Annotated in this window: 20 protein-coding genes; 6 read left to right on the top strand and 14 right to left on the bottom strand. The window is 63.6% G+C overall.

The features are described 5' to 3' along the window. Positions 1-2: 2 nt before the first annotated feature. The 6 genes from glyS to G6P99_RS35045 all read right to left on the bottom strand — a co-directional run bounded on the left by glyS (position 3) and on the right by G6P99_RS35045 (position 5,945). Positions 3-2,231, bottom strand: a complete 2,229-nt coding sequence (gene glyS, locus G6P99_RS35020; protein WP_029079012.1) for a glycine--tRNA ligase subunit beta — start codon at positions 2,229-2,231, stop codon at positions 3-5. Then, complete coding sequence (locus G6P99_RS35025; RefSeq protein ID WP_029079013.1) at positions 2,231-3,166, bottom strand: glycine--tRNA ligase subunit alpha; 936 nt, start codon at positions 3,164-3,166, stop codon at positions 2,231-2,233. Before G6P99_RS35025 ends, glyS begins: the two co-directional genes overlap by 1 nt. Before the next feature lie 266 nt (positions 3,167-3,432). After that, the gene (locus G6P99_RS35030) at positions 3,433-3,624 is read right to left on the bottom strand and encodes a hypothetical protein (protein WP_029079014.1); all 192 of its coding nucleotides are present in this window, start codon (positions 3,622-3,624) and stop codon (positions 3,433-3,435) included. Positions 3,625-3,740: 116 nt separating this feature from the next. Beyond that, positions 3,741-4,652, bottom strand: coding sequence for a S49 family peptidase (locus G6P99_RS35035; RefSeq protein WP_029079015.1), 912 nt, complete (start codon positions 4,650-4,652; stop codon positions 3,741-3,743). Between the two features lie 245 nt (positions 4,653-4,897). Continuing rightward, the gene (locus G6P99_RS35040) at positions 4,898-5,725 is read right to left on the bottom strand and encodes a tRNA1(Val) (adenine(37)-N6)-methyltransferase (protein WP_246709700.1); all 828 of its coding nucleotides are present in this window, start codon (positions 5,723-5,725) and stop codon (positions 4,898-4,900) included. After that, positions 5,718-5,945, bottom strand: a complete 228-nt coding sequence (locus G6P99_RS35045) for a DUF2007 domain-containing protein (protein WP_021080019.1) — start codon at positions 5,943-5,945, stop codon at positions 5,718-5,720. The genes G6P99_RS35040 and G6P99_RS35045 overlap by 8 nt, the downstream gene beginning before the upstream one ends. Positions 5,946-6,079: 134 nt before the next feature. Here G6P99_RS35045 and G6P99_RS35050 point away from each other — a divergent pair, with 134 nt between their 5' ends. Then, positions 6,080-7,090 carry a polyprenyl synthetase family protein gene (locus G6P99_RS35050; RefSeq protein ID WP_029079017.1) on the top strand — a complete coding sequence of 337 codons (1,011 nt, stop codon included), beginning with the start codon at positions 6,080-6,082 and terminating at the stop codon, positions 7,088-7,090. A 444-nt stretch (positions 7,091-7,534) separates the two neighbouring features. Here G6P99_RS35050 and G6P99_RS35055 read toward each other — a convergent pair whose 3' ends face one another. After that, positions 7,535-8,374, bottom strand: a complete 840-nt coding sequence (locus G6P99_RS35055; RefSeq protein WP_029079018.1) for an AraC family transcriptional regulator — start codon at positions 8,372-8,374, stop codon at positions 7,535-7,537. Between the two features lie 254 nt (positions 8,375-8,628). Between G6P99_RS35055 and G6P99_RS35060 the strand changes: the two genes are divergently transcribed. Together G6P99_RS35060 and G6P99_RS35065 are read left to right on the top strand one after the other, a co-directional pair. Beyond that, complete coding sequence (locus G6P99_RS35060; RefSeq protein ID WP_029079019.1) at positions 8,629-9,852, top strand: ABC transporter substrate-binding protein; 1,224 nt, start codon at positions 8,629-8,631, stop codon at positions 9,850-9,852. Between the two features lie 148 nt (positions 9,853-10,000). Further along, complete coding sequence (locus G6P99_RS35065) at positions 10,001-11,104, top strand: mandelate racemase/muconate lactonizing enzyme family protein (protein ID WP_029079020.1); 1,104 nt, start codon at positions 10,001-10,003, stop codon at positions 11,102-11,104. 101 nt (positions 11,105-11,205) lie between these two features. Here the strand turns inward: G6P99_RS35065 and G6P99_RS35070 are convergent, their stop codons facing one another. Then, a complete protein-coding gene (locus G6P99_RS35070) occupies positions 11,206-11,577 on the bottom strand; it encodes a hypothetical protein (protein WP_029079021.1) in 372 nt (123 codons plus the stop codon). A 195-nt stretch (positions 11,578-11,772) separates the two neighbouring features. Here G6P99_RS35070 and G6P99_RS35075 point away from each other — a divergent pair, with 195 nt between their 5' ends. Then, positions 11,773-11,997 (top strand): hypothetical protein, encoded by a 225-nt coding sequence (locus G6P99_RS35075; RefSeq protein ID WP_029079022.1) that lies wholly within the window; start codon positions 11,773-11,775, stop codon positions 11,995-11,997. Positions 11,998-12,083: 86 nt separating this feature from the next. On the opposite strand, the gene G6P99_RS35080 is transcribed toward G6P99_RS35075, so the two are convergent. From G6P99_RS35080 to G6P99_RS35090, 3 genes are all read right to left on the bottom strand, one after another. Then, positions 12,084-12,221 carry a hypothetical protein gene (locus G6P99_RS35080; protein WP_165125233.1) on the bottom strand — a complete coding sequence of 46 codons (138 nt, stop codon included), beginning with the start codon at positions 12,219-12,221 and terminating at the stop codon, positions 12,084-12,086. A gap of 18 nt (positions 12,222-12,239) precedes the next feature. Then, positions 12,240-12,674 (bottom strand): cupin domain-containing protein, encoded by a 435-nt coding sequence (locus tag G6P99_RS35085; protein WP_029079023.1) that lies wholly within the window; start codon positions 12,672-12,674, stop codon positions 12,240-12,242. A 320-nt stretch (positions 12,675-12,994) separates the two neighbouring features. Next, positions 12,995-13,651 carry a glutathione S-transferase gene (locus tag G6P99_RS35090; protein ID WP_029079025.1) on the bottom strand — a complete coding sequence of 219 codons (657 nt, stop codon included), beginning with the start codon at positions 13,649-13,651 and terminating at the stop codon, positions 12,995-12,997. Between the two features lie 173 nt (positions 13,652-13,824). Here G6P99_RS35090 and G6P99_RS35095 point away from each other — a divergent pair, with 173 nt between their 5' ends. Further along, positions 13,825-15,048: a polyhydroxyalkanoate depolymerase gene (locus tag G6P99_RS35095; protein WP_029079026.1), complete on the top strand. Its 1,224-nt coding sequence runs from the start codon at positions 13,825-13,827 to the stop codon at positions 15,046-15,048. 220 nt (positions 15,049-15,268) lie between these two features. Further along, positions 15,269-16,057, top strand: a complete 789-nt coding sequence (locus G6P99_RS35100; protein WP_029079027.1) for an extracellular solute-binding protein — start codon at positions 15,269-15,271, stop codon at positions 16,055-16,057. A 167-nt stretch (positions 16,058-16,224) separates the two neighbouring features. Here the strand turns inward: G6P99_RS35100 and G6P99_RS35105 are convergent, their stop codons facing one another. The 3 genes from G6P99_RS35105 to G6P99_RS35115 all read right to left on the bottom strand — a co-directional run bounded on the left by G6P99_RS35105 (position 16,225) and on the right by G6P99_RS35115 (position 19,979). Beyond that, positions 16,225-17,961 (bottom strand): bifunctional protein-serine/threonine kinase/phosphatase, encoded by a 1,737-nt coding sequence (locus G6P99_RS35105; protein WP_029079028.1) that lies wholly within the window; start codon positions 17,959-17,961, stop codon positions 16,225-16,227. A 60-nt stretch (positions 17,962-18,021) separates the two neighbouring features. Next, the gene (locus G6P99_RS35110) at positions 18,022-18,840 is read right to left on the bottom strand and encodes a formate/nitrite transporter family protein (protein ID WP_165125236.1); all 819 of its coding nucleotides are present in this window, start codon (positions 18,838-18,840) and stop codon (positions 18,022-18,024) included. Positions 18,841-19,232: 392 nt separating this feature from the next. Further along, the gene (locus G6P99_RS35115; protein ID WP_084518333.1) at positions 19,233-19,979 is read right to left on the bottom strand and encodes a transporter substrate-binding domain-containing protein; all 747 of its coding nucleotides are present in this window, start codon (positions 19,977-19,979) and stop codon (positions 19,233-19,235) included. Between the last annotated feature and the right edge of the window lie 125 nt (positions 19,980-20,104).

Below are 20,104 nucleotides of genomic sequence, written 5' to 3' on the forward strand. Positions count from 1 at the left end.
GATCAGCCCTCGATCCTGGAGAAATCCGCAACCGCACGCGTCGCGGCGCGGATCTCGTTGAGCAGTTTCAGGCGGTTTTCGCGCACCTTCGGGTCATCGTCGTTGACCTTGACCTTGTCGAAAAACGCATCCACCGCGGGACGCAGCTTCGCCATCGCGCTCATCGCGGCGGCAAAGTCTTCCTTCCCGACTGCGTAAGAAGCCTCGTTCTTCACCTGCTCGATCGCCTTCGCCAACGTCTTCTCTTCGTCGAGCTGGTACAACGCGGCATCAGGCGCGCCATCGAAGCTGCGCTTGTCCTTCTTTTCCTCGATCGAGAGGATGTTGCTGGCGCGCTTGGTTCCGGCAAGTAGGTTCTTGCCGTCGTCACTATCGAGGAACTTTCCGAGCGCTTCGACGCGCCGAACGATCAAGAGAAAATCATCATTTCCTTCAAGAGGCCCCACGCCGAGTTGCTGAAGCGAAAGAACGGCATCAACCAAGTCGTGTCGAGCCCCCTGATCGCGAAGTTGAACCTTCAAGCGATCCACAAAAAACGCCAGCAAATCTATCGTTCGAACATCGTAGTGATGTGGATTGAGGTAAGTTCCGTACGAAACCGATTTGGTTCCCTCAACATGAGTGGCACCAACGCTTTCGGCGACGGATACGCGGCGAGTGAGGTCTTTCAGTTCTTGTGCCATCAGTATCGGACCGAACTTGTCGTCGATTAGGCTTCCCATAGCGATTCGAAGCTGGTTCTCCAAGACGATCCTAATTATTCCAAGAGCCGCACGCCGCAAGGCGAATGGGTCTTTGCTCCCCGTCGGCTTTTCATCGATCGCCCAGAACCCCGCCAGCGTATCCAGCTTGTCCGCCAGCGCCACCGCGACGCTCACCGGATCGGTCGGCACACGGTCCGTGGGCCCCTGCGGCTTCCAGTGCTCCTCGCTCGCGGCAGCGACCGAGGCATCCTCGCCCTGCGCCAGCGCGTAGTACTTGCCCATCAGGCCCTGCAATTCGGGGAATTCGCCGACCACTTCGGTCAGCAAATCCGCTTTCGCGAGGCGCGCCGCACGCTTGGTCTTCTCGACGTCGGCGCCGACCAGCGGCGCGATCTCGGCGGCGAGCCGCTCGATCCGTTTGATCCGCTCCGCCTGCGTGCCGAGCTTCTCGTGGAACACGATCTGCTCGAACTTCGGCAGCCGATCTTCCAGTCTGGTCCTGAGATCGGTCTCATAGAAGAACTTCGCATCCGACAGCCGCGGACGGATCACGCGCTCATTGCCGGCGACGATGGTCTTGCCGCCGTCGGGCGCCTCGATGTTGGCGGTCAGCACGAACTTGTTGGTCAGTTTGCCGGTCTTGGGATCCTTGACCACAAAGCACTTCTGGTTGTTGCGGATGGTGGCGCGGATCACCTCGTCAGGAATCGCCAAAAATTCCTTCTCGAACGATCCCATCATCACAACAGGCCATTCGACGAGGCCGGACACCTCGTCGAGCAGAACCTGATCCTCGACCAGTTCGAGGCCCTGCGCGAACGCCAGCTCCTTGGCGTCCTCGAGGATGATGTCCTTGCGCGCCTGCGGATCGAGGATGACTTTTGCGGCCTTCAGCTTGGCCTCGTAGTCCTCGAAGCGGCGTACCGAGATCGCGGCTGGCGCCATGAAGCGGTGGCCGTAGGTGGTCTGCCCGGCCTCGATGCCGTCGACGGAGAATGTCACGACATCGGGCTCCTCGGTCTCCAGACCGAAGGTCGCGGTGATGGCGTGCAGCGGGCGTACCCAGGTGAGCGAGCCGGATCTCGCCGAGCGCGCGCCCCAGCGCATCGATTTCGGCCACGGGAAGGTGCGGATGATCACCGGCAGCATTTCCGCGATTACGTCGATCGCGGCGCGGCCGGGCTTTTCGATCAGCGCGATGTAGAAATCGCCCTTCTTCGGATCGGTCTGGATTTTTGCCTCGCTGATCGAGGACAGGCCGGTGGCCTTCAGAAATCCCTGGATCGCGGGCTCGGGTCCGCCGACGCGCGGTCCGCGGCGCTCTTCCTTCAGATCGGGCTGGCGTGCCGGAATGCCGTGCACGGTGAGCGCCAGCCGCCGCGGGGTCGCGAACGCCTTGGCGCCTTCATAGACGAGGCCCTCGGCGACGAGCTTGTCGGTCACCATGCGGCGCAGATCGTCCGCCGCCTTCGCCTGCATGCGCGCGGGGATTTCTTCCGAGAACAGTTCGAGGAGAAGATCGGGCATCAGACCGCCCTGCCCGTTTCAGTGTGGATCCACGCCTCGCCGCAGGCCTTCGCCAGGTCGCGCACACGGGCGATGTAGCTCTGCCGCTCCGTCACCGAGATGACGCCGCGGGCATCGAGCAGGTTGAACACGTGGCTCGCCTTGATGCACTGGTCGTAGGCCGGCAAGGCCATCAGATGTTCCTTACTGTTCCCGCCCTCACGCCAGCCGGCAGCGAGATATTTGCGGCAGGCGTCCTCGGCCATCCTGAACTGCTCGAACAGCATCGCGGTGTCGGAATATTCAAAATTGTGCCGCGAATATTCCTGCTCGGCCTGCAGGAAGACGTCGCCATAGGTGACCTTCTCGGCGCCCTCGCGGCCGTTGAAGTTGAGGTCGTAGACGCGGTCGACGCCCTGCACATACATCGCGAGCCGCTCGAGCCCGTAAGTGAGCTCGCCCGCGACCGGCGCGCATTCAACGCCGGCGACCTGCTGGAAGTAGGTGAACTGGCTGACTTCCATGCCGTCGCACCAGCATTCCCAGCCCAAACCCCAAGCGCCAAGCGTCGGGCTCTCCCAATCGTCCTCGACGAAGCGGATGTCATGGACGGCGGCGTCGATGCCGATCGCGGCGAGCGACTTCAGGTACAAGTCCTGAAGGTTCGGCGGCGACGGCTTCATGATCACCTGGAACTGGTAGTAGTGCTGCAGCCGGTTGGGGTTTTCGCCATAGCGGCCGTCCTTGGGCCTCCGCGAGGGCTGCACATAGGCAGCGTTCCAGGGCTTTGGGCCCAGCGCGCGCAGCGTGGTCGCGGGATGGAAGGTGCCGGCGCCCATTTCCATGTCGTAGGGCTGCAGGATGACGCAACCCTGCTCGGCCCAGAATCGCTGGAGAGCCAGGATGAAGCCCTGGAACGAACGTTCCGGGCGCATGTGGTCAGGCAGGGCGTCCATCGTCACGACAGGTCTCGCGAGGGGGGTTGTGAAGCGCGCGGGACCGTATCGGCGGCAGCCAATGGAATCAAGGCGATGGGGATGTTTCTGCGAGCTGTCGTCGCCCCTCCCGCTTGCGGGGGGAGGTCGGATCGCATCTTTGGATGCGATCCGGGTGGGGGCTCTATCCACGATACGACTCGTGGATAGAGCCCCCACCCCGACCCTCCCCCGCAAGCGGAAGGGGAAGCACAATCCCTGAGTGGCAAGATTGGGAGACCTAAGGCCTAGCCCGGGCGATAGGCCCCGGTCACGGGGTCGCGGCGCAGGGTCTTGATTTCGCCCGCATGCGCGGCCTCGGCCACGCGGGACAATCGCGCCTCTTCCAGTTCCTGGTTGATCCGGACGGCCGTCTTGTAAGCCCAGCGGACCACGGCCAGGCCACCCAGGACGCCTGCGAATGCAATCAGCGGCGGCATCGGTCGATCCTTGTCGTTCACGTCTGTCAGGCCCCCAATGACAGGCATTCTTGCGCAAGCGGGCCTGCGCCGCAATCGCACTTTTGGGACTAAATGGCGCGCTCACAACCGTGTGTTCACAGCCCGAATCTGGCCCAAATCGCCCGTGTTTCCAACGCCGAGATCAGATCGTCCGGCAGCGCGGCGATGCCGTCCAGGGCCGCCAGCGAGCCCGCCCCCGGCGCCCGGCGGCCGAGCAGGCCGGACAGCATGCCACTCGCGGGCGCGATCACCGGGGTCAGCACCTTCTCGCCATAGCGGGCCCGCAAGGTGGAGCGGAGGTCGCCGATGGCGTCGGCAAGCCCAAGACCGACCGCGGTCTCGCCCGCCCAGTACTCGCCGGTGAACAGCGCGTCGTCTGGTGCCTTGAGACGGCCGCCGCGGCTCTGCTTCACCAGCGCGATGAAGATCGCATGGATCTCGCGCTGGATCGACTTGAGCCGGGCGACGTCATCGGGGTTTTCGGGAAGGAACGGATCGAGCATCGCCTTGTGGCTGCCGGCCGTATAGAGCCGCCGCTCGACCCCGATCTTCTTGATCGCCTCCTGGAAACCGAAACTGCCGCCGACCACGCCGATCGAGCCCAGGATCGAGGACGGGTCGCAATAGATCTCGTCGCCGGCGCAGGCGATCATGTAGCCGCCGGAGGCCGCGACGTCTTCCGCGAACACCAGCACCGGCAACTTCTTCTCGGCCGCCAGTTGCCGGATGCGCAGATAGATCAGCCGGGACTGCACCGGCGAGCCGCCCGGCGAATTGATCACCAGTGCCACCGCCTTGGCATTCCGAGTGCCAAAGGCACGCTCCAGCATCTTGGCGACGCCGGAGAGCGTCATGCCGGGCCGCAGAGGCGTCACCGCGCCGATCACGCCTGACAGCCGCACCACCGGCACCACCGCCGTGCCGCGCCTGAACCGCGCCGGAAGCATTTTCTGCGCACGCTCGAGCAGTCCCGGACGTCTGGCGCGATCACTTATTTGTTCACTCATGCCGTTACCTCGAATTAACCACTTTTTATCACGCCAGTGTCATTGGATTCCGTGGAACGCGTTTTGCATTTTGTCATTGAGGTTGCAACGCGCGGCGGAGAGGGACTCATGAAGATCTACCTGCTGATTTTGCTGATCGGTGCGCTCCTGGCGGCGATCCACTTCACCTCAACGCCTGATCGCCAGTCAGAAACGGCTTCGCAGTAACTTAGTGCCAGTCACTACGTGGGCAGTTCGCCTGCCCGCTAGCGCCGCGCCAGCGGCAATTCTCCCTTTCCAGCCAAGATCTCCTGCACCCATTTATTGGGCACACCTGACTCTTCCTTGAGCAGCAATGCGGCATGGAGCCGCGTCGGCGCCCGGCCGCCCTTGACCGCCCGCACCAGGATTCGAATGGCCGGCGACGTCGCGTCGGCGTGAACCGGCAAGATCTCGAGGCTGCCGAAGCCGCGGTCCAGCGCGGCCAGCACTTCGGCAATGCCGTCGGCCCGCCAGATCAGCGCCAGCTGCCCGTTCGACCTGAGAATCCGCCGTGCGACGTGGACCCAGCCGGCGAGCGTGGTCGCGGTTGCGACATGGGCGCGCTCCCGCTCGCCGTCCGGCGAGGCCTGGTGCCGCGACGGATCGTTGAACGGCGGGTTCATCAGCACGACGTCGGCGCTGTCGGGTGTCAGGCCGGCGTCATCGAAGGCGGCAGCACCGGACTCGACATCGAGCACGATCACGTCGGCCATGATCGCGTTGGCGCCTGCATTATTCCGTGCGAGCTCGGCCAGCGCCGGGTCGATTTCGACCAGGACAAGATCGATCCCCCTCACCCGCCGCGCCACGGCGAGCCCGGCGGCGCCGACGCCGGAACCGAGATCGACGACGCGGTCGCCGGATCGCGCCGGCGTCGCCGCGGCCAGCAGGATCGCGTCATGGCCGGCGCGGTGGCCGCCGCGCGGCTGCCGCAGGCGCAATTGCCCGCCGAGAAATCCGTCTTCGGTGATGTCGGCGGCCGGAGACTCCTTTTTTGACGCGTTTTCTTCACGCGAACCGGGGTCCACTTCGCTTGAAAACGCTCTAATCATCGGCCCGCAACTCGTGGCCGAGGCCGGCGTCGGTCAGGAGCTGGCGGGCCTCGTGGTTGTCGTCCTCGTGCACCAGGATCCGCCGCGGCAGCACGCCGAGCGAGCCCTCGATGATGCTCATGTTCTGGTCCAGCACCAGATGATGGATGTTAGCGCTGTCGAGCAACGCGCCGATGGCGGAGACCAGCACCACGTCATTGGTCCGTACCAATTCCCGCAAAACGCACTCTCCTGTGGCCCCGGCTGTGCGGCTATTGCGCCACATGTCAATAACTTGATGGCCTTGCCGCTGCACCGCGCAGTTTCTATTGTTATAGCTGAGCTAGTGCGAAATCGGCAAAATTGGAGACCAGCGTGGCGGTTATTGTACCCTTCGAAAGCCCGTCCAATGCTTCGATCGACGGGCTGGTGGGACTTCTCGCCGCGGACATGGAGCGCGTCAACGCGACGATCCTCTCCAGGACCGGCTCCGAGGTCACCATGATCCCCGAGGTCGCCAATCATTTGATCTCCTCCGGGGGCAAGCGGCTGCGTCCGATGCTGACGCTGGCGATGGCCCAGCTCGCGGATTATTCGGGCGACGGCCATATCAAGCTCGCCGCCGCCGTCGAGTTCATGCACACCGCGACCCTGCTGCATGACGACGTGGTCGACGAGAGCGAACTGCGCCGCGGCAAACTGTCCGCGCGGATGCTGTGGGGCAATGAGGCCAGCGTGCTGGTCGGCGACTTCCTGCTCGGCCAGGCGTTCCGCATGATGGTCGAGGTCGGCTCGCTGCGCGCGCTCGACATCCTGTCGGCGGCCGCCGCTACCATCGCCGAGGGCGAGGTGATGCAGCTTGCGGCGGCCAAGAACACCGCGACCACCGAGGACGAATATCTCGCCGTGATCCGCGGCAAGACCGCGGAGCTGTTCGCCGCGGCCTGCGAGGTCGGCCCCGTGATCGCCAACCGGCCGAAGGCCGAGCAGACCGCCTGCCGCTCGGTCGGCATGAATCTCGGCATCGCCTTCCAGCTCGTCGACGACGTGCTCGACTATGGCGGCAAGTCGGCCAAGCTCGGCAAGAATGTCGGCGACGATTTCCGCGAGGGCAAGATCACGCTTCCCGTGGTGCTGGCGTTCCGCCGCGGCAACGACACCGAGCGCAAGTTCTGGATCCGCGCACTCGAGCGCGGCGAGATCGGCGCTGCCGACCTCGACCACGCGATCGGGCTGATGACCAAGCACCGCGCGCTCGAAGACACGATCAGCCGCGCCCAGCACTACGGCGCGATGTCGGTCGACGCACTGGCGCTGTTCCCGCCCTCGCCGATGAAGACGGCGCTGGAAGAGGTCGTCGCGTTCTGCCTGGCGCGGTCGCATTAGGCTAGACACTCCCTAGCAACATAGACGACGTCGTCCCTGCGAAAGCAGGGACCCATAACCACCGAATTTGGTGATGAACGGGATCGCGGCCCCAGCGTCGCGCAACAATTGAGATTTGGGGTAATGGGTCCCGGCCCCCGTGCGCAATTGCGCACTAGGCCGGGACGACACTGAGTGTGTCGCGCGATGGAGGATCCTCTCGATTAAAGATACCGAACAACGCGGTGTCATCACCCGCGCATGCGGGTGATCCAGTATTCCAGAGACGCCTGTGCTTGAACCGATAGGCCGCGGCCCACTGGATCGCCCGGTCGAGCCGGGCGATGACAGATGAGGATGAGGGTACAACTTCGCATTCTCGCGACATGAACCGTCCGCTGCGCGCGCCCCGGAATGACGAAAAGAGAGGCGATCCGCGCTACAAAGCGCGCGGCTCGCCCCACGCTACCCCTCCACCGGCACCCAGATCTCGAGCCCGCCGTTGCCGCTGTTCTTGTCGAACTTCTCGTCGTAGCGCTCGAAGCTCGGGGCGTCGGCGACCTTCATGCCAGATTGCGGCAGCCAGCGATTCCAGATCGTGTTGACGGTGCGGCGGATGGTCGAGACGTGGTCGGTGTGGGTGAACACGAGATATTTCTGCGCCGGGATTCTGACGTGCGCGAACTCGCGCGGCAGGTCGGAGAAATCGGCGACCTCCAACCCTGCGATGTAGTCGAAATTGCCGGCGTCGTCGCCGTTGCAGCAGACGCCGTAGGCGATGCTGCCGACCTGGCGAGGGATATGCGCGCATTGCTGGTGGAAGCCATGCCACTGGTTCGGGATGCCGGCCGTGCTGTCATTGACGTGGTTGTAGCGCTCGCCGACACCGGCGACGAGAAAGGCCTTGCCGGTTGCGATACGCGGCGGATCGATGTGATCGAGAGCGGTCGAGATCATGGTGATCGGCTCCTGCAGCTTGAGCTTCGTCAGGCACGTCGTGGCGCGCACCGTCTCGGGCGTGACGCCGAAATGGTCGCGAAACGCGCGGGTGAATGCTTCGTGGGAGCCGTAATCCGCATCCAGCGCCAGGCTGAGAATATCGGGCGCCCCGGCCGCGAGCTCGCGCGCGGCCTCGCTGAGGCGGCGCGCCCGCAAATAGCGCATCACCGAGAACCCGGTTGCTTCCGCGAACGCCCGCACCAGATGAAAGCGCGAGACCCCGGCGACGGCTGCAATGTCATCGAGCGTCATCGGCCGACGGAGGTGGCTCTCGATGTACCAGAGCGCCTTCTGGGCTGGATTCATGGACGACGGCCTTCCTTCAAAGCACGCACATCATGCGCGTCTGCCTACGCGGCGCTTGACAGTCCTTGCTGCGCAACGGTGGAAACTCTGGTTCCGCTCTGCGGAAATTTACCGCAAAGCCGTCGCTGGTAACACCGTTGCAATCGTGCATACTCGCAGTTGCATCGATCCGACGGCTCATCAAGCTGCCCGAAAATCAAGACTGCACGAGCCGCGGCCAGCATGTCAGGGAGGACAATGATGCACTACCACGCCTGAGCTATGTCAACTGCGTCAAATCAGCGGCGCTTGCGGGGCTTCTGACGATCGCCGTCGCAACCGCCGCCAACGCACAGAAGAAATACGATCCGGGCGCGACCGACACCGAGATCAAGGTCGGCAACATCATGCCCTATTCGGGTCCGGCGTCCGCCTACGCCACGATCGGCAAGACCGAAGCCGCCTATTTCAACAAGCTCAACAGCGAAGGCGGCATCAACGGACGCAAGGTCAACTTCATCTCCTATGATGACGCCTACAGCCCGCCGAAGATGGTCGAGCAGGCCCGCAAGCTGGTCGAGAGCGACGAGGTGCTCTTGATCTTCAATCCGCTGGGAACGCCGGGCAACACCGCGATCCAGAAATACATGAATGCCAAGAAGGTGCCGCAGCTGTTCGTCTCCACCGGCGCCGCCAAGTGGAACGACCCGAAGAATTTCCCGTGGACCATGGGCTGGCAGCCGAGCTACCAGGTCGAAGCCCGCATCTATGCCAAATACATTCTGCAGAAATATCCCGGCAAGACCATCGGCGTGCTCTATCAGAACGACGATTTCGGCAAGGACTATCTGATCGGGCTGCACGACGGGCTCGGCGATCAGGCCAAGAAGCTGATCATCGTCGAATCCTCCTACGAGACCTCGTCACCGACGGTGGATTCGCAGATCGTGCAGATCAAGGGCGCCAACCCCGACATCTTCGTCAACATCGCAACCCCGAAATTCGCAGCGCAGGCGATCAAGAAGGCCGCTGAGCTCGACTGGCATCCGGTCCAGTTCCTGACCAACGTCTCGGTCTCGATCGGCGGCGTGATGAAGCCGGCCGGCTACGAGGCGAGCCAGGACATCCTGTCGACCCAGTATCTGAAGGATCCCGCGGATCACGAGTGGAAGAACGATTCGGCCATGAACGAGTGGCGTGCCTTCATGACCAAGTGGTATCCTGAAGGCGACCAGAACGACGCCTCGACCGTGTTCGGCTATGGCGTCGCCAAGGGGCTGGAGCAGGTGTTGCGGCAATGCGGCGACGACCTCACCCGCGAGAACCTGATCAAGCAGGCGGCCAGCCTCAACTTCGAGATCGGCATCTACCTGCCCGGCACCAAGATCAAGACCGGGCCGGATGACTATGCACCGATCGAGCAGTTGCAGATGATGCGCTTCAAGGGCGAGAGCTGGGAGCGGTTCGGTCCCGTCATGAGCGGCGAGAAGAGCTCGTAACAGCTTTCTCCACAATTCCGCAGTCCCCGATGCCCGGCCTGAAACCGGGCATCCACGTCTTCGACACGATTGACGAGCAAGACTCGTCACAAGCAAGAGTTGGGATGGCCGGAACCAGGCACATCCTGCGATCGGAAGGACAACAACAATGAAGATCACCGATGTCCGCGCCCACCATATCCGGATTCCCTATGACGCAGGGCCAGCGAGCTTCCGCCAGGGCGCATCCGCGATCTCGGCGCTCGATATGGTGCTGGTCGAGGTGTCGACCGATGCCGGCCTGACCGGCTGGGGCGATGCCTTCGCTTATGTCTGCCCGAAGACGAGTTGCGCGGCGGTGACCGAGATGATCGCGCCGCAGGCCCGCGGCCTCGACGTGCCGGACGCTACCCAAATTCCCGCCGTGATGGAGCAGATCCAGCGCAATCTGCACCTGTTCGGCCGCTACGGCATCACGATGTTTGCGATCTCGGCGCTCGACATCGCGCTGTGGGATCTGGCCGGCAAGGTGAAGGGCACACCGCTGCATCAATTGATCGGCGGCGCGCGGCGCAGCTCCATTCCGGCCTATGCAAGCCTGATGCGGATCGGCAATCCCGCGCAGATCGCGGCCGAATGCAAGAAGGCGATCAAGCTTGGCTATGCCGCGATCAAGCTGCACGAGACCACCGTGCCGGCGGTATCAGCCGCACGCGAGGCGATCGGCCCCACCGTGCCGCTGATGGTTGACATGAACTGCCCGCTGGACGGACCGGCGGCGATACAATTCGCCCGCAACTGCAAGCAGGCCGGGCCGATGTTCCTGGAGGAGCCGGTCTGGCCGCCGGAGGATTTTGCGACGCTCGCCGAGGTGCGCAAGGAAGGCCGGCTCGATATCGCGGCCGGCGAGAACGCCTGCACCGTGCACCAATTCCGCCAGATGATGACTGCCGGCGCCGTCAGTCACGCGCAGCCGTCGGTGATCAAGGTCGGCGGCGTCACCGAATTCCTGAAGGTCGCCGTGCTTGCCGACGAGTTCGGCGTCCAGGTGATTCCGCACTCGCCCTATTTCGGGCCGGGCTTCCTCGCCACGCTGCATCTGATGGCGATCCGCGACGAAGGCCTGATCGAAATGTTCTTCATGAAGCGCCCTGCCTGCCTGTGGGGCGACCGCATCGCCGTCGACGCCAACGGCCATGTCGCCGTGCCGCAGGGCCCCGGGCTCGGCTACGAGCCGGATCGCGACGTGATGGAGCAATTTCGGGTGGCGTGAAGCGCCTCCCTGTCATTGCGAGCGAAGCGAAGCAATCCATCGATCCGCGCACGAGGAAAGACGGATTGCTTCGTCGCTTCGCTCCTCGCAATGACGGGAGGCTACTTCGTCCCATCCTTCGCAGCAGGTGCAGCATCCTTCGTCGTCGGAGCGTCGGCTTTCTTCTTCAAATCTTCGGTCAGCTTGGCCTGCGCCGCCTGCTGATCGGCAACGAGCTTCTGCAAACTCGCAACCGAACTCTTCAGGCTTTCGATCTGCCGGCTGGCTGCGTCGAGCTTCTGCTGATGATCTGATGTCAGCTTGTTGATGGTCTTCTGCAGGAAATCGACATTGCTCTGCAGACAGCTGGTGCGCCGCTCCATCGTCTTCTCGACAGTGCAGATCTCGATGCCGGGAACGTCTTGCGCATGCGCAGTTCCGACGACGCCGAGCGCAATCAGCGCGAGCAAGGCAACAGCGATACGAGCGAACATCATCATCCCCAATCAGACGCGTCTTTCACAGTTTTGTGCTCGCGACGCTGAAAGCTGGGCAGACATACCACACTGAAACCGCATTCAAGCGGTGTGCTTCACCCATTGCGAGGATTACTCGTGGGGACGGGGGCCTTCGGAACTCGTTTGGTTCGACCTCTTTTGGCTCGGCCTTGGGCAGTGGAGACAGATCGTATGGCTACGCGCGAAAAACGGCTGGCGCAATTCGACGGCAATGGCGAACCTTCGCCGGAACAACGCGTGGAAGTGCTTTGTGAGGATCACAGCGGAACGTATCAGCTGCCGTTCGCCTGCCGTTTCATCGACGGCCAGTGGCGCAATGACACGACCGGCGGCGCGCTGGAGGTCAATGTCATTGCCTGGCGCATGCCGCGCGTGAAGCAGGCGGGCATGGCGTAACAGCGCCCAGGCGCTGTTTCAAAACGCGACGCGCACGCGCAACGATTTTAAGGTTTGGAACGCGGGTGGAACGAACCGCGTCCGAATCACTGATCGAGCGCCGTACTCCGTTGTTCACGGCTAGATGTGGTCATCAGTCCGAGGCTGCGCACCACATACAGAAGCATCACGATCGGCCGCAGCCAGCGGCCGACGACAAAGGTTAATTCCTCCGCAGACGACATTGCGATCCCTCCTCGCGGTCATTTCCACGACGTGACCGGCGGCACCGTCTCGGTCGCCGGCGGCACATCCACGGTCTTGAAATCGGCCGGGCTGACGATCTCGAGGTATTCCATGTCCTTCGAGTAATCGAACAGATAGTGGGTGATGCCGGGGCGCTGATGGATGACGTCGCCCGCCTCGACCAGCGTCTCCTTGTCCTCGTACATGAAGCGGGCCCAGCCCTTGGTCATGATGACGATCTGGAAATCGCACAGATGCTTGTGCCAGCCGGTGCCCTGCTCCGGCGGCAGATCGGGATTGGCCTTGACCAGATGGCAGATCACCTGCCCGCCGGTGGCGTCGGCGATGCCGAGATCGCGATACAGGAAGAAGTCGCGCAGACCTCCGCCCTTGAACTCGGTGTCGCCTGGTTTGACGTGGGAGAATTTGCTGACGACGGCGTGCTGATTCATTTCAAGCCTCCACGGTTCTCGTGTTCGCGAGATCGCGGCGCGGGCTCAGCGTCCAAATTTTCGGCAGCGTCGCATCGTCGCGGTCACAGCTCGATGTTGCTATGCGAAATCCTTGCCAGCCCGATCGTGCTGCGGCGATCGGTCTCGCCGCGAGCTGATGCCGCAGTGGAAGCGTTTGGCGCAAAGCGCAAATTTGGGTTCGGCGCGGATTACGTCGCGCGCGCTGCGCGCCGCCGGGACCTGACGCCGACGGCACGTCTGTTGAGCAAGGCTTGCCTGGACCTTGAGCCGCCGCCGCAGGCAGGCGGGGCGTGCGCTGCCTAATATTCGACCTCGAGCTCCTCGACGTCGGCGGGCTCGGCCTTCGCGGCCTCGATCCATTCCTGCATCTCGGGCATCGCCATGATGGTCTTGGCATAGGCCGCGAGCACCGGGTCGAGCTTGACGTCATAGGTCATGAAGCGGGTCACGACCGGCGCATACATCGCGTCCGCCATGGTGCGGCGTTCGCCGAACAGGAACGGCCCACCGGATATGCCGAGGCAGTCGCGCCAGATCACGCAGACGCGGTCGATGTCGGCCTGCGCCCGCGACCAGATCTTGAAGCCGGGGAAATGGCCCTTGAGGTTGACCGGCAGCGAGGCCCGCAGCGTGGTGAAGCCGGAATGGATTTCGCCCGAGATCGAGCGGCAATGCGCGCGCTGGATCCGGTCGTCCGGCAACAGCCCGGCATGCGGCATGATCTCGTTGAGATACTCGCCGATCGCCAGCGTATCCCAGACGGTCGCGCCCTCGTGGCGCAGGCAGGGCACCAGGATCGACGATGACAACAGCAGCAATTCGGCCCGTGCCGAGGCGTCGTCGGGCGCGGTGACCACCTCCTCGAACTCCAGCCCGGCGAATTTCGCCAGCAGCCAGCCGCGCAGCGACCACGACGAATAATTCTTGCTGCTGATGGTGAGTGTCGCTTTCGCCATGCCCGCTCCTCACGCCTGAACGCGTCCTTGGCCCCGCACCTGCGCGCCGGTCCAAGCCGCCGCGCCCCCGAAGCCGTTCATTTTTGCAGCAAGCCACGTGCCAATTTGCCGGGCAGCCCGCCCCCTCTCTGGCGTCGATATTGCATAGCCAGCCGGGCCAGGGGCGGATGCGTATGATGTCAATGATGTACCAAGCCTATCAGAACCACATGGACTTCACGGCGCCTTGGCGGACCGGGGCTGCAGCGGCGCTGAAATACCTCAATCTGGTGCCGCAGGGCGCCACCGACCGGGTGTACGGCCGGCTCGCAGCGGCGCTCGAGCTGATCTCGCGCTCCACCCTGACCTACGCCCGTCCCGACTACGCCATCGGCAGCGTGACTGTCGGCAACAGGGAATACCAGGTGACCGAGGAGGTCGCCTATGCGACGCCGTTCGGCTCGCTGCTGCATTTCAGGAAGGTGGACGGACCGGAGCAGCCGCGGATGCTGCTCGTGGCGCCGATGTCCGGCCATTTTGCCACCCTGCTGCGCGGCACCGTGAAGACGCTGCTGCAGGACCACGACGTCTACATCACCGACTGGCACAATCCGCGCGACATCCCGCGCAGGGAGGGCCGCTTCGGGCTCGAGGACTACACCGACCACCTGATCGACTTCCTCGGCCAGCTCGGCCCGCGCGCGCACATGGTGGCGATCTGCCAGCCCTCGGTCTCGGCGCTGGCGGCCGCCGCGATCATGTCGGAGGACAATCATCCGGCGCGGCCGGCGTCGCTGACCCTGATGGCCGGACCGATCGACACGCGGATCCAGCCGACCAAGGTCAACGAGTTTGCCAAGAGCAAGCCGATCAAATGGTTCGAGGACAATCTGATCAACTACGTACCAATGCAGTGCAAGGGCGCGCTGCGCCAGGTCTATCCCGGCTTCGTGCAGCTCACGGCGTTCGTGTCGATGAACCTGGAGCGGCATATCAAGCAGCACATCGATCTCGCCGACCATCTCGCCAAGGGCGAGACCGCCAAGGCCGAGCTGATCAAGACCTTCTACGACGAGTATTTTGCGGTCATGGATCTGCCGGCGGAGTTCTACATCGAGACAGTGCGCGACGTGTTCCAGGAGCATCTGTTGCCGCAGGGCATGCTGATGCACCGCGGTCACCCGGTGAACCCGGCGGCGATCCGGCGCATGGGCCTGATGACGGTGGAAGGCGAGAAGGACGACATCTGCTCGATCGGCCAGACGCTCGCAGCCCAAGACCTCTGCACCGGCGTCCGCACCTATCGCAAGGTGCATCACATGCAAGCCGGGGTCGGCCATTACGGCGTGTTCTCCGGCAAGCGCTGGAACAACGAGATCTACCCGCTGCTGCGCGATTTCGTGCATGTGAATTCGTGAGAGCTGACGACGCTCTCTCCCCGTCATTGCGAGCGCAGCGAAGCAATCCATCGCCCTCATACGCGGAAGAATGGATTGCTTCGTCGCTTCAGCGCAAAAATTGCTTTGCATTTTTGTCGCGAGCTCCTCGCAATGACGACGACTAGTCATAGCTGATCCCGAGCAGTAGTCTCCCCGGCCACGACGACCCCTTCCCAAGAATCGTCCAGGGAGAAACTCCATGCGTTCCGCCACCACCTTCCGCGCCCTCGCCTTGATCGGCGCCCTCGCCTTCACGTCAGCTGCTGCCGCCGCCGAGGTCCACGTCATGATCTCGGGCGGGCTGACCGCGGCCTACAAGGCGCTGGTGCCGGAGTTCGAGCGCAAGACCGGGCACAAGGTGGTGACCGCCTTTGGGCCGTCGATGGGCACCACGACCAACGCCATTCCGGTGCGGCTGGAGCGCGGCGAGCCGGCCGACGTGCTGATCATGGTCGGCTATGCGCTCGGCGACCTCGTCAAGCAGGGCAAGGTCGTGGCCGACAGCCGCGTCGACCTGGTGAAATCGCCGATCGGGATCGCGGTCAAGGCAGGCGCACCGAAGCCGGACCTCAGCTCGGCAGAGACCGTCAAGCAGGCGCTGCTGTCAGCGAAATCGGTCGCCTATTCCGACAGCGCCAGCGGCGTCTATGTCTCAACCGAGATGTTCGCAAGGCTCGGCATCGCCGATCAGATGAAGGACAAGGCGCGGATGATCCCGGCGACCCCGGTCGGCGAGATCGTCGCCAAAGGTGAGGACGAGATCGGCCTGCAGCAGATCTCCGAGCTGAAGCCGGTCGCCGGCATCGACATCGTAGGCCCCCTGCCGGAGCCGTTGCAGAAGATCACAGTGTTCTCGGCCGGCATCGCATCGGTTTCAAAGGAGCCCGACGCCGGCAAGGCGCTGATCAGCTTCCTCGCTTCGCCGGACGCGCGCGACGCGCTGGTCAAGAGCGGGCTCGATCCGATTCCGGCGAGCGCGACGCATTAGCGAGGCATCGCCTGCTCTATCCCCGTCATTCCACCCTCCCCGTCATCCTGAGGAGCGCGTAGCGCGTCTCGAAGGATGCACGGCCCCGCTGGTGGCCGTCGACCCTTCGAGACGCGCGCAAGAGCCCGCTCCTCAGGGTGACGGGACTAAGTTGACGAGGTTGATCCCTACCGCAAATGATGCGCGGCGTAGGCGAGCAACAGGATGACGACGAGCGCCAGCAGCAGCGTGGTCGACTTCCAGAACAGCACCGGGTTGCGCTCGATCAGCGGGGTCGATGACGTCGTCAGATATTTTGCGTTGGGATTGCGCAGGTCGAACAGGAACTCAGAAAAACTCTCGTAGCGCTTGAGCGGATTGGCGTGCACGGCGCGCTCCAGTGTGCCATCGACCCAGTTCGGGACGTCGCGGCCGCCATGTGCGGCCGGACGATAGACCAGCCTGTTGAAATCGGACCGGGTGCGGGCGCGGGCAATCTGCGCGCCATAGGGCAAGCGTCCGGTCAGCATCTGATAGGTGACGACGCCGAGCGAGAACAGGTCGGAGCGCGCCGTGCCGGCCTCGCCCAGAAAATACTCCGGCGCGGTGTATTGCTGGGTGCCCAAAATATCCTCGCCGCCCGACGGCGCCGCGTCGGCGACACCGGCGATCCGCGTCGAGCCGAAATCGATGATCTTCACCGTGCCGGTCCGGTCGATCATGATGTTGTCGGGCCTGATGTCCTGGTGCAGCATCTCCTTGCGGTGGAACGCGCGCAGGCCTTTTGCAATTTGCTCGGTGATGTCGCGCACCGTCTCCAGCGCGGGCGACGGATTATCGATCATCCACTGCGTCAGCGTCTGGCCGTCGATATATTCCATCGTCACATAGAGGAAATTGCGCCGGCGCTGCGGCAGAAACGGCTTCAGCACATGCGGGCTGTCGATCCGCTTGGCGACCCACTCCTCCATCACGAAGCGCTTCAGATAGGCCGGATCGTCGCGCAGATCGATCGAGGGGATCTTGATCGTGACCGTGGTGCCAGTCTCCTCGTCGACCGCGAGATAGATGTGGCTGCGATGTGATGCATGCAGCTCGCGCACCACGCGGTAGCCGTCGAACAGCATCCTTGCATCGAGCAGCGGCGGCAGCGGCAGCTCGGTCGGCTGGCCGAACACCTCGCTGGCATCGCCGTCGGGCAAGGCGTCGATCCGGATGATCTGCGCGGTGAGATTGTCCGGGCTGCCGCTCTCATAGGCCTGCTCGACGATCGATTTCGCTGTAGCATCGAGATCGCCAGCGCCGTCCAGAATCGTCTTCGCCAGCTGGCGCGGGGCGACGTGCTCGTAGATGCCGTCAGTCACCAGCAGGAAAGTGTCGCCGCGCTCGAGCGGGAGATTCTGGTAGTCGATCTCGAGCTGCGGGTTCACGCCGAGCGCGCGGCCGAGATAGCTTTGCTGCGAGGAGATCACGACGCGATGGTCGGTGGTCAATTGCTCGAGGCTGGTGCCGACGACACGGTAGATCCTGCTGTCGCCGACATGGAACAGATGCGCCGTGGTCGATCGGATCACCATGGCGCTCAGCGTGCAGACGTAACCCTTGTCCTTGTCGTAGGGATTCTGGCTGCGCCTGGTCTGGGCGTGCAGCCAGGAATTGGTCGCCTCCAGCACCCGCTGTGCCGAGCTCTTCACCGACCAGGATTCCGAGGTGCAGTAATAGTCGGTCAGGAAGCTCTTGACCGCTGATTCGGCGGCGACGCGGCTGACGCTGCTCGACGAGATGCCGTCGGCGAGCACCACAGCGACGCCCTTCAGGCCGAGCAGCGGCTCGTCCGGGATCAGCACGCCGTGAAAATCCTGATTGGTGTCCTTGCGGCCCCTATCAGAGAATTGCCCGACCGATATTTTCAGCGCGCGCGGCATCGACCGTCCCAATGCGAATGGGGCCCTCCATGACAGGAGAGCCCCATCAGCCGGCCTGGATCAAGCCGCGAGGCGCTGGCGCTTCGGCGCCGTCTTGATATGCGTCGTGTAGAGCGTGAGCCCAGTGAAGGCGAGGCCGCCGACCAGGTTGCCGACCACGGTCGGGATCTCGTTCCAGATCAGATAGTCCATGATCGTGAAGTGACCGCCGAGCATGAGGCCGGACGGGAACAGGAACATGTTCACGATCGAATGCTCGAAGGTCATGTAGAAGAACAGCGTGATCGGCATCCACATCGCGATCACCTTGCCGCTGACCGTGGTCGAGATCATCGCGCCGACCACGCCGGCCGAGACCATCCAGTTGCAGAGCATGCCGCGGATGAACAGCGTCAGCATGCCGGCCGCGCCATGCGCCGCGTAACCGACGGTACGGCTCTCGCCGATGGTGCCGATCACCTGGCCGACCTTGTCGGGCGGCGAGGAGAAGCCGAACGTGAAGACGATCGCCATCATCACCGCCACCGTGAAAGCGCCGGCGAAATTGCCGACAAACACGAGCCCCCAGTTGCGCAGAACGCCGCTGAGCGTGACGCCGGGCCGCTTGTCGATCAGCGCGAGCGGCGACAGCACGAACACGCCGGTCAGCAGGTCGAAGCCGAACAGATAGAGCATGCAGAAGCCGACCGGAAACAGCGCGGCGCCGACGATCGTCACGCCGGTGTTGACGTTGATGGTGACCGCAAACGCCGCCGCCAGCGCCAGGATCGCGCCGGCCATATAAGCGCGGATCACGGTGTCGCGCGTCGACATGAAGATCTTGGATTCGCCGGCGTCGACCATCTTGGTGACGAATTCGGACGGTGCGAGATAGGCCATTCGTAAAGTCCCCTTGCGCAATTCGGCCGCGCCGGAGCCATGCCGGAAGCGACGCGGGTTGATTGAAATGCTCGTCCGTCCGGGGAGATGGGGGTCTGACGATGCTCGAGACGCCCGGGCCGGGCGCCTTGATCCCCTCGCCTTGGCCTTCACTGGCTTCGGCAATCCGGAGGACGGCAGTCGTCATTGACTGATGCAATCAAAAGCAATGCATGTGCCAACCGCAGGCGTCGGCCACAGTCTTAAAATTCGTTTTAATACAATAGCTTACCAGATCATCCGCGAGGCAGGCGGGCGCGATGGCGCCGAATTATGCAGCTTGCACAGATGTCGCCCACGCCGACGCGCGGTCCGGCGGCGGGCACCGGCGCGACCGCCGCGTCCGCGCGGACCTACTTCACCGCGGTCCGAACCGGCGAGCCCTTCAGCCCGTTATTGTCATAGGCCTTGCGCAGCGTGCCGTTGGCGATTGCCTCCGTCATGAACTTGGTGGCGAACGCCGCGGCGAGCGGATGGTTGAGCGGCACCGCGACCGCGGTGACGGTCTGCTTGAAGGTTTCATCCAGCACGCACGTGCCCGGAATCTTCTTCGCCATCGCGATCAGCTGATCGCGCGATAGCGCGAAGGCGTCGACCTCACCGCTCTTCAGGAGATGGAAGATCTCGTCATAGGTCTGATAACCCGTGACCCTGGCGTGCTTGAGATGCGCGATCGCACCACGCATGGTCGTGGTGTTGTTGACGGCGGTGACCTTGACGCCGTCCTGGTCGAGCGTTGCGAAATTCGTGATCTTGGAACCCGGCCTGACGATGTAGGTGGCGTCGGCGACCTCGTAGATCGGCCCGAACGTCATCCTGGTTTCGCGATCGGGATCCTTGGGCAGGAAGGTGACGTCCCAGCTGTTGTTCGACGCCGCGTCGGTGATCTGGCCGGAATTCTGGTGCACGACGTATTCGACCGGCACCCCGAGCTGCGCCGCCATCGCCTTGCCGAGATCGACGGGAACGCCGGCATAGCCGTTCTCGGTTTTGGTCGACCAGAACGCGCCGCCGGCCGGGCTGATCGCGATCGCGACCCGGAGCTTTCCGGTCGGCGCGATCTGATCCTTCAAGGCGTCGGCATTGGCAGATGTGGCCATCATCATCGCTCCCAGAACGAGGCCAGCCAGACGCTGCAGTCGAGACGACATCGGTGCCCCTCCACGCCGAATCTTGTTGTCCGGCAGGCGCGCAACAAACCGCACGGCATGGCCCGGCGCAAGCG

It is taken from the genome of Bradyrhizobium sp. 6(2017) (assembly GCF_011058295.2).
Lineage (GTDB): Bacteria > Pseudomonadota > Alphaproteobacteria > Rhizobiales > Xanthobacteraceae > Bradyrhizobium > Bradyrhizobium septentrionale.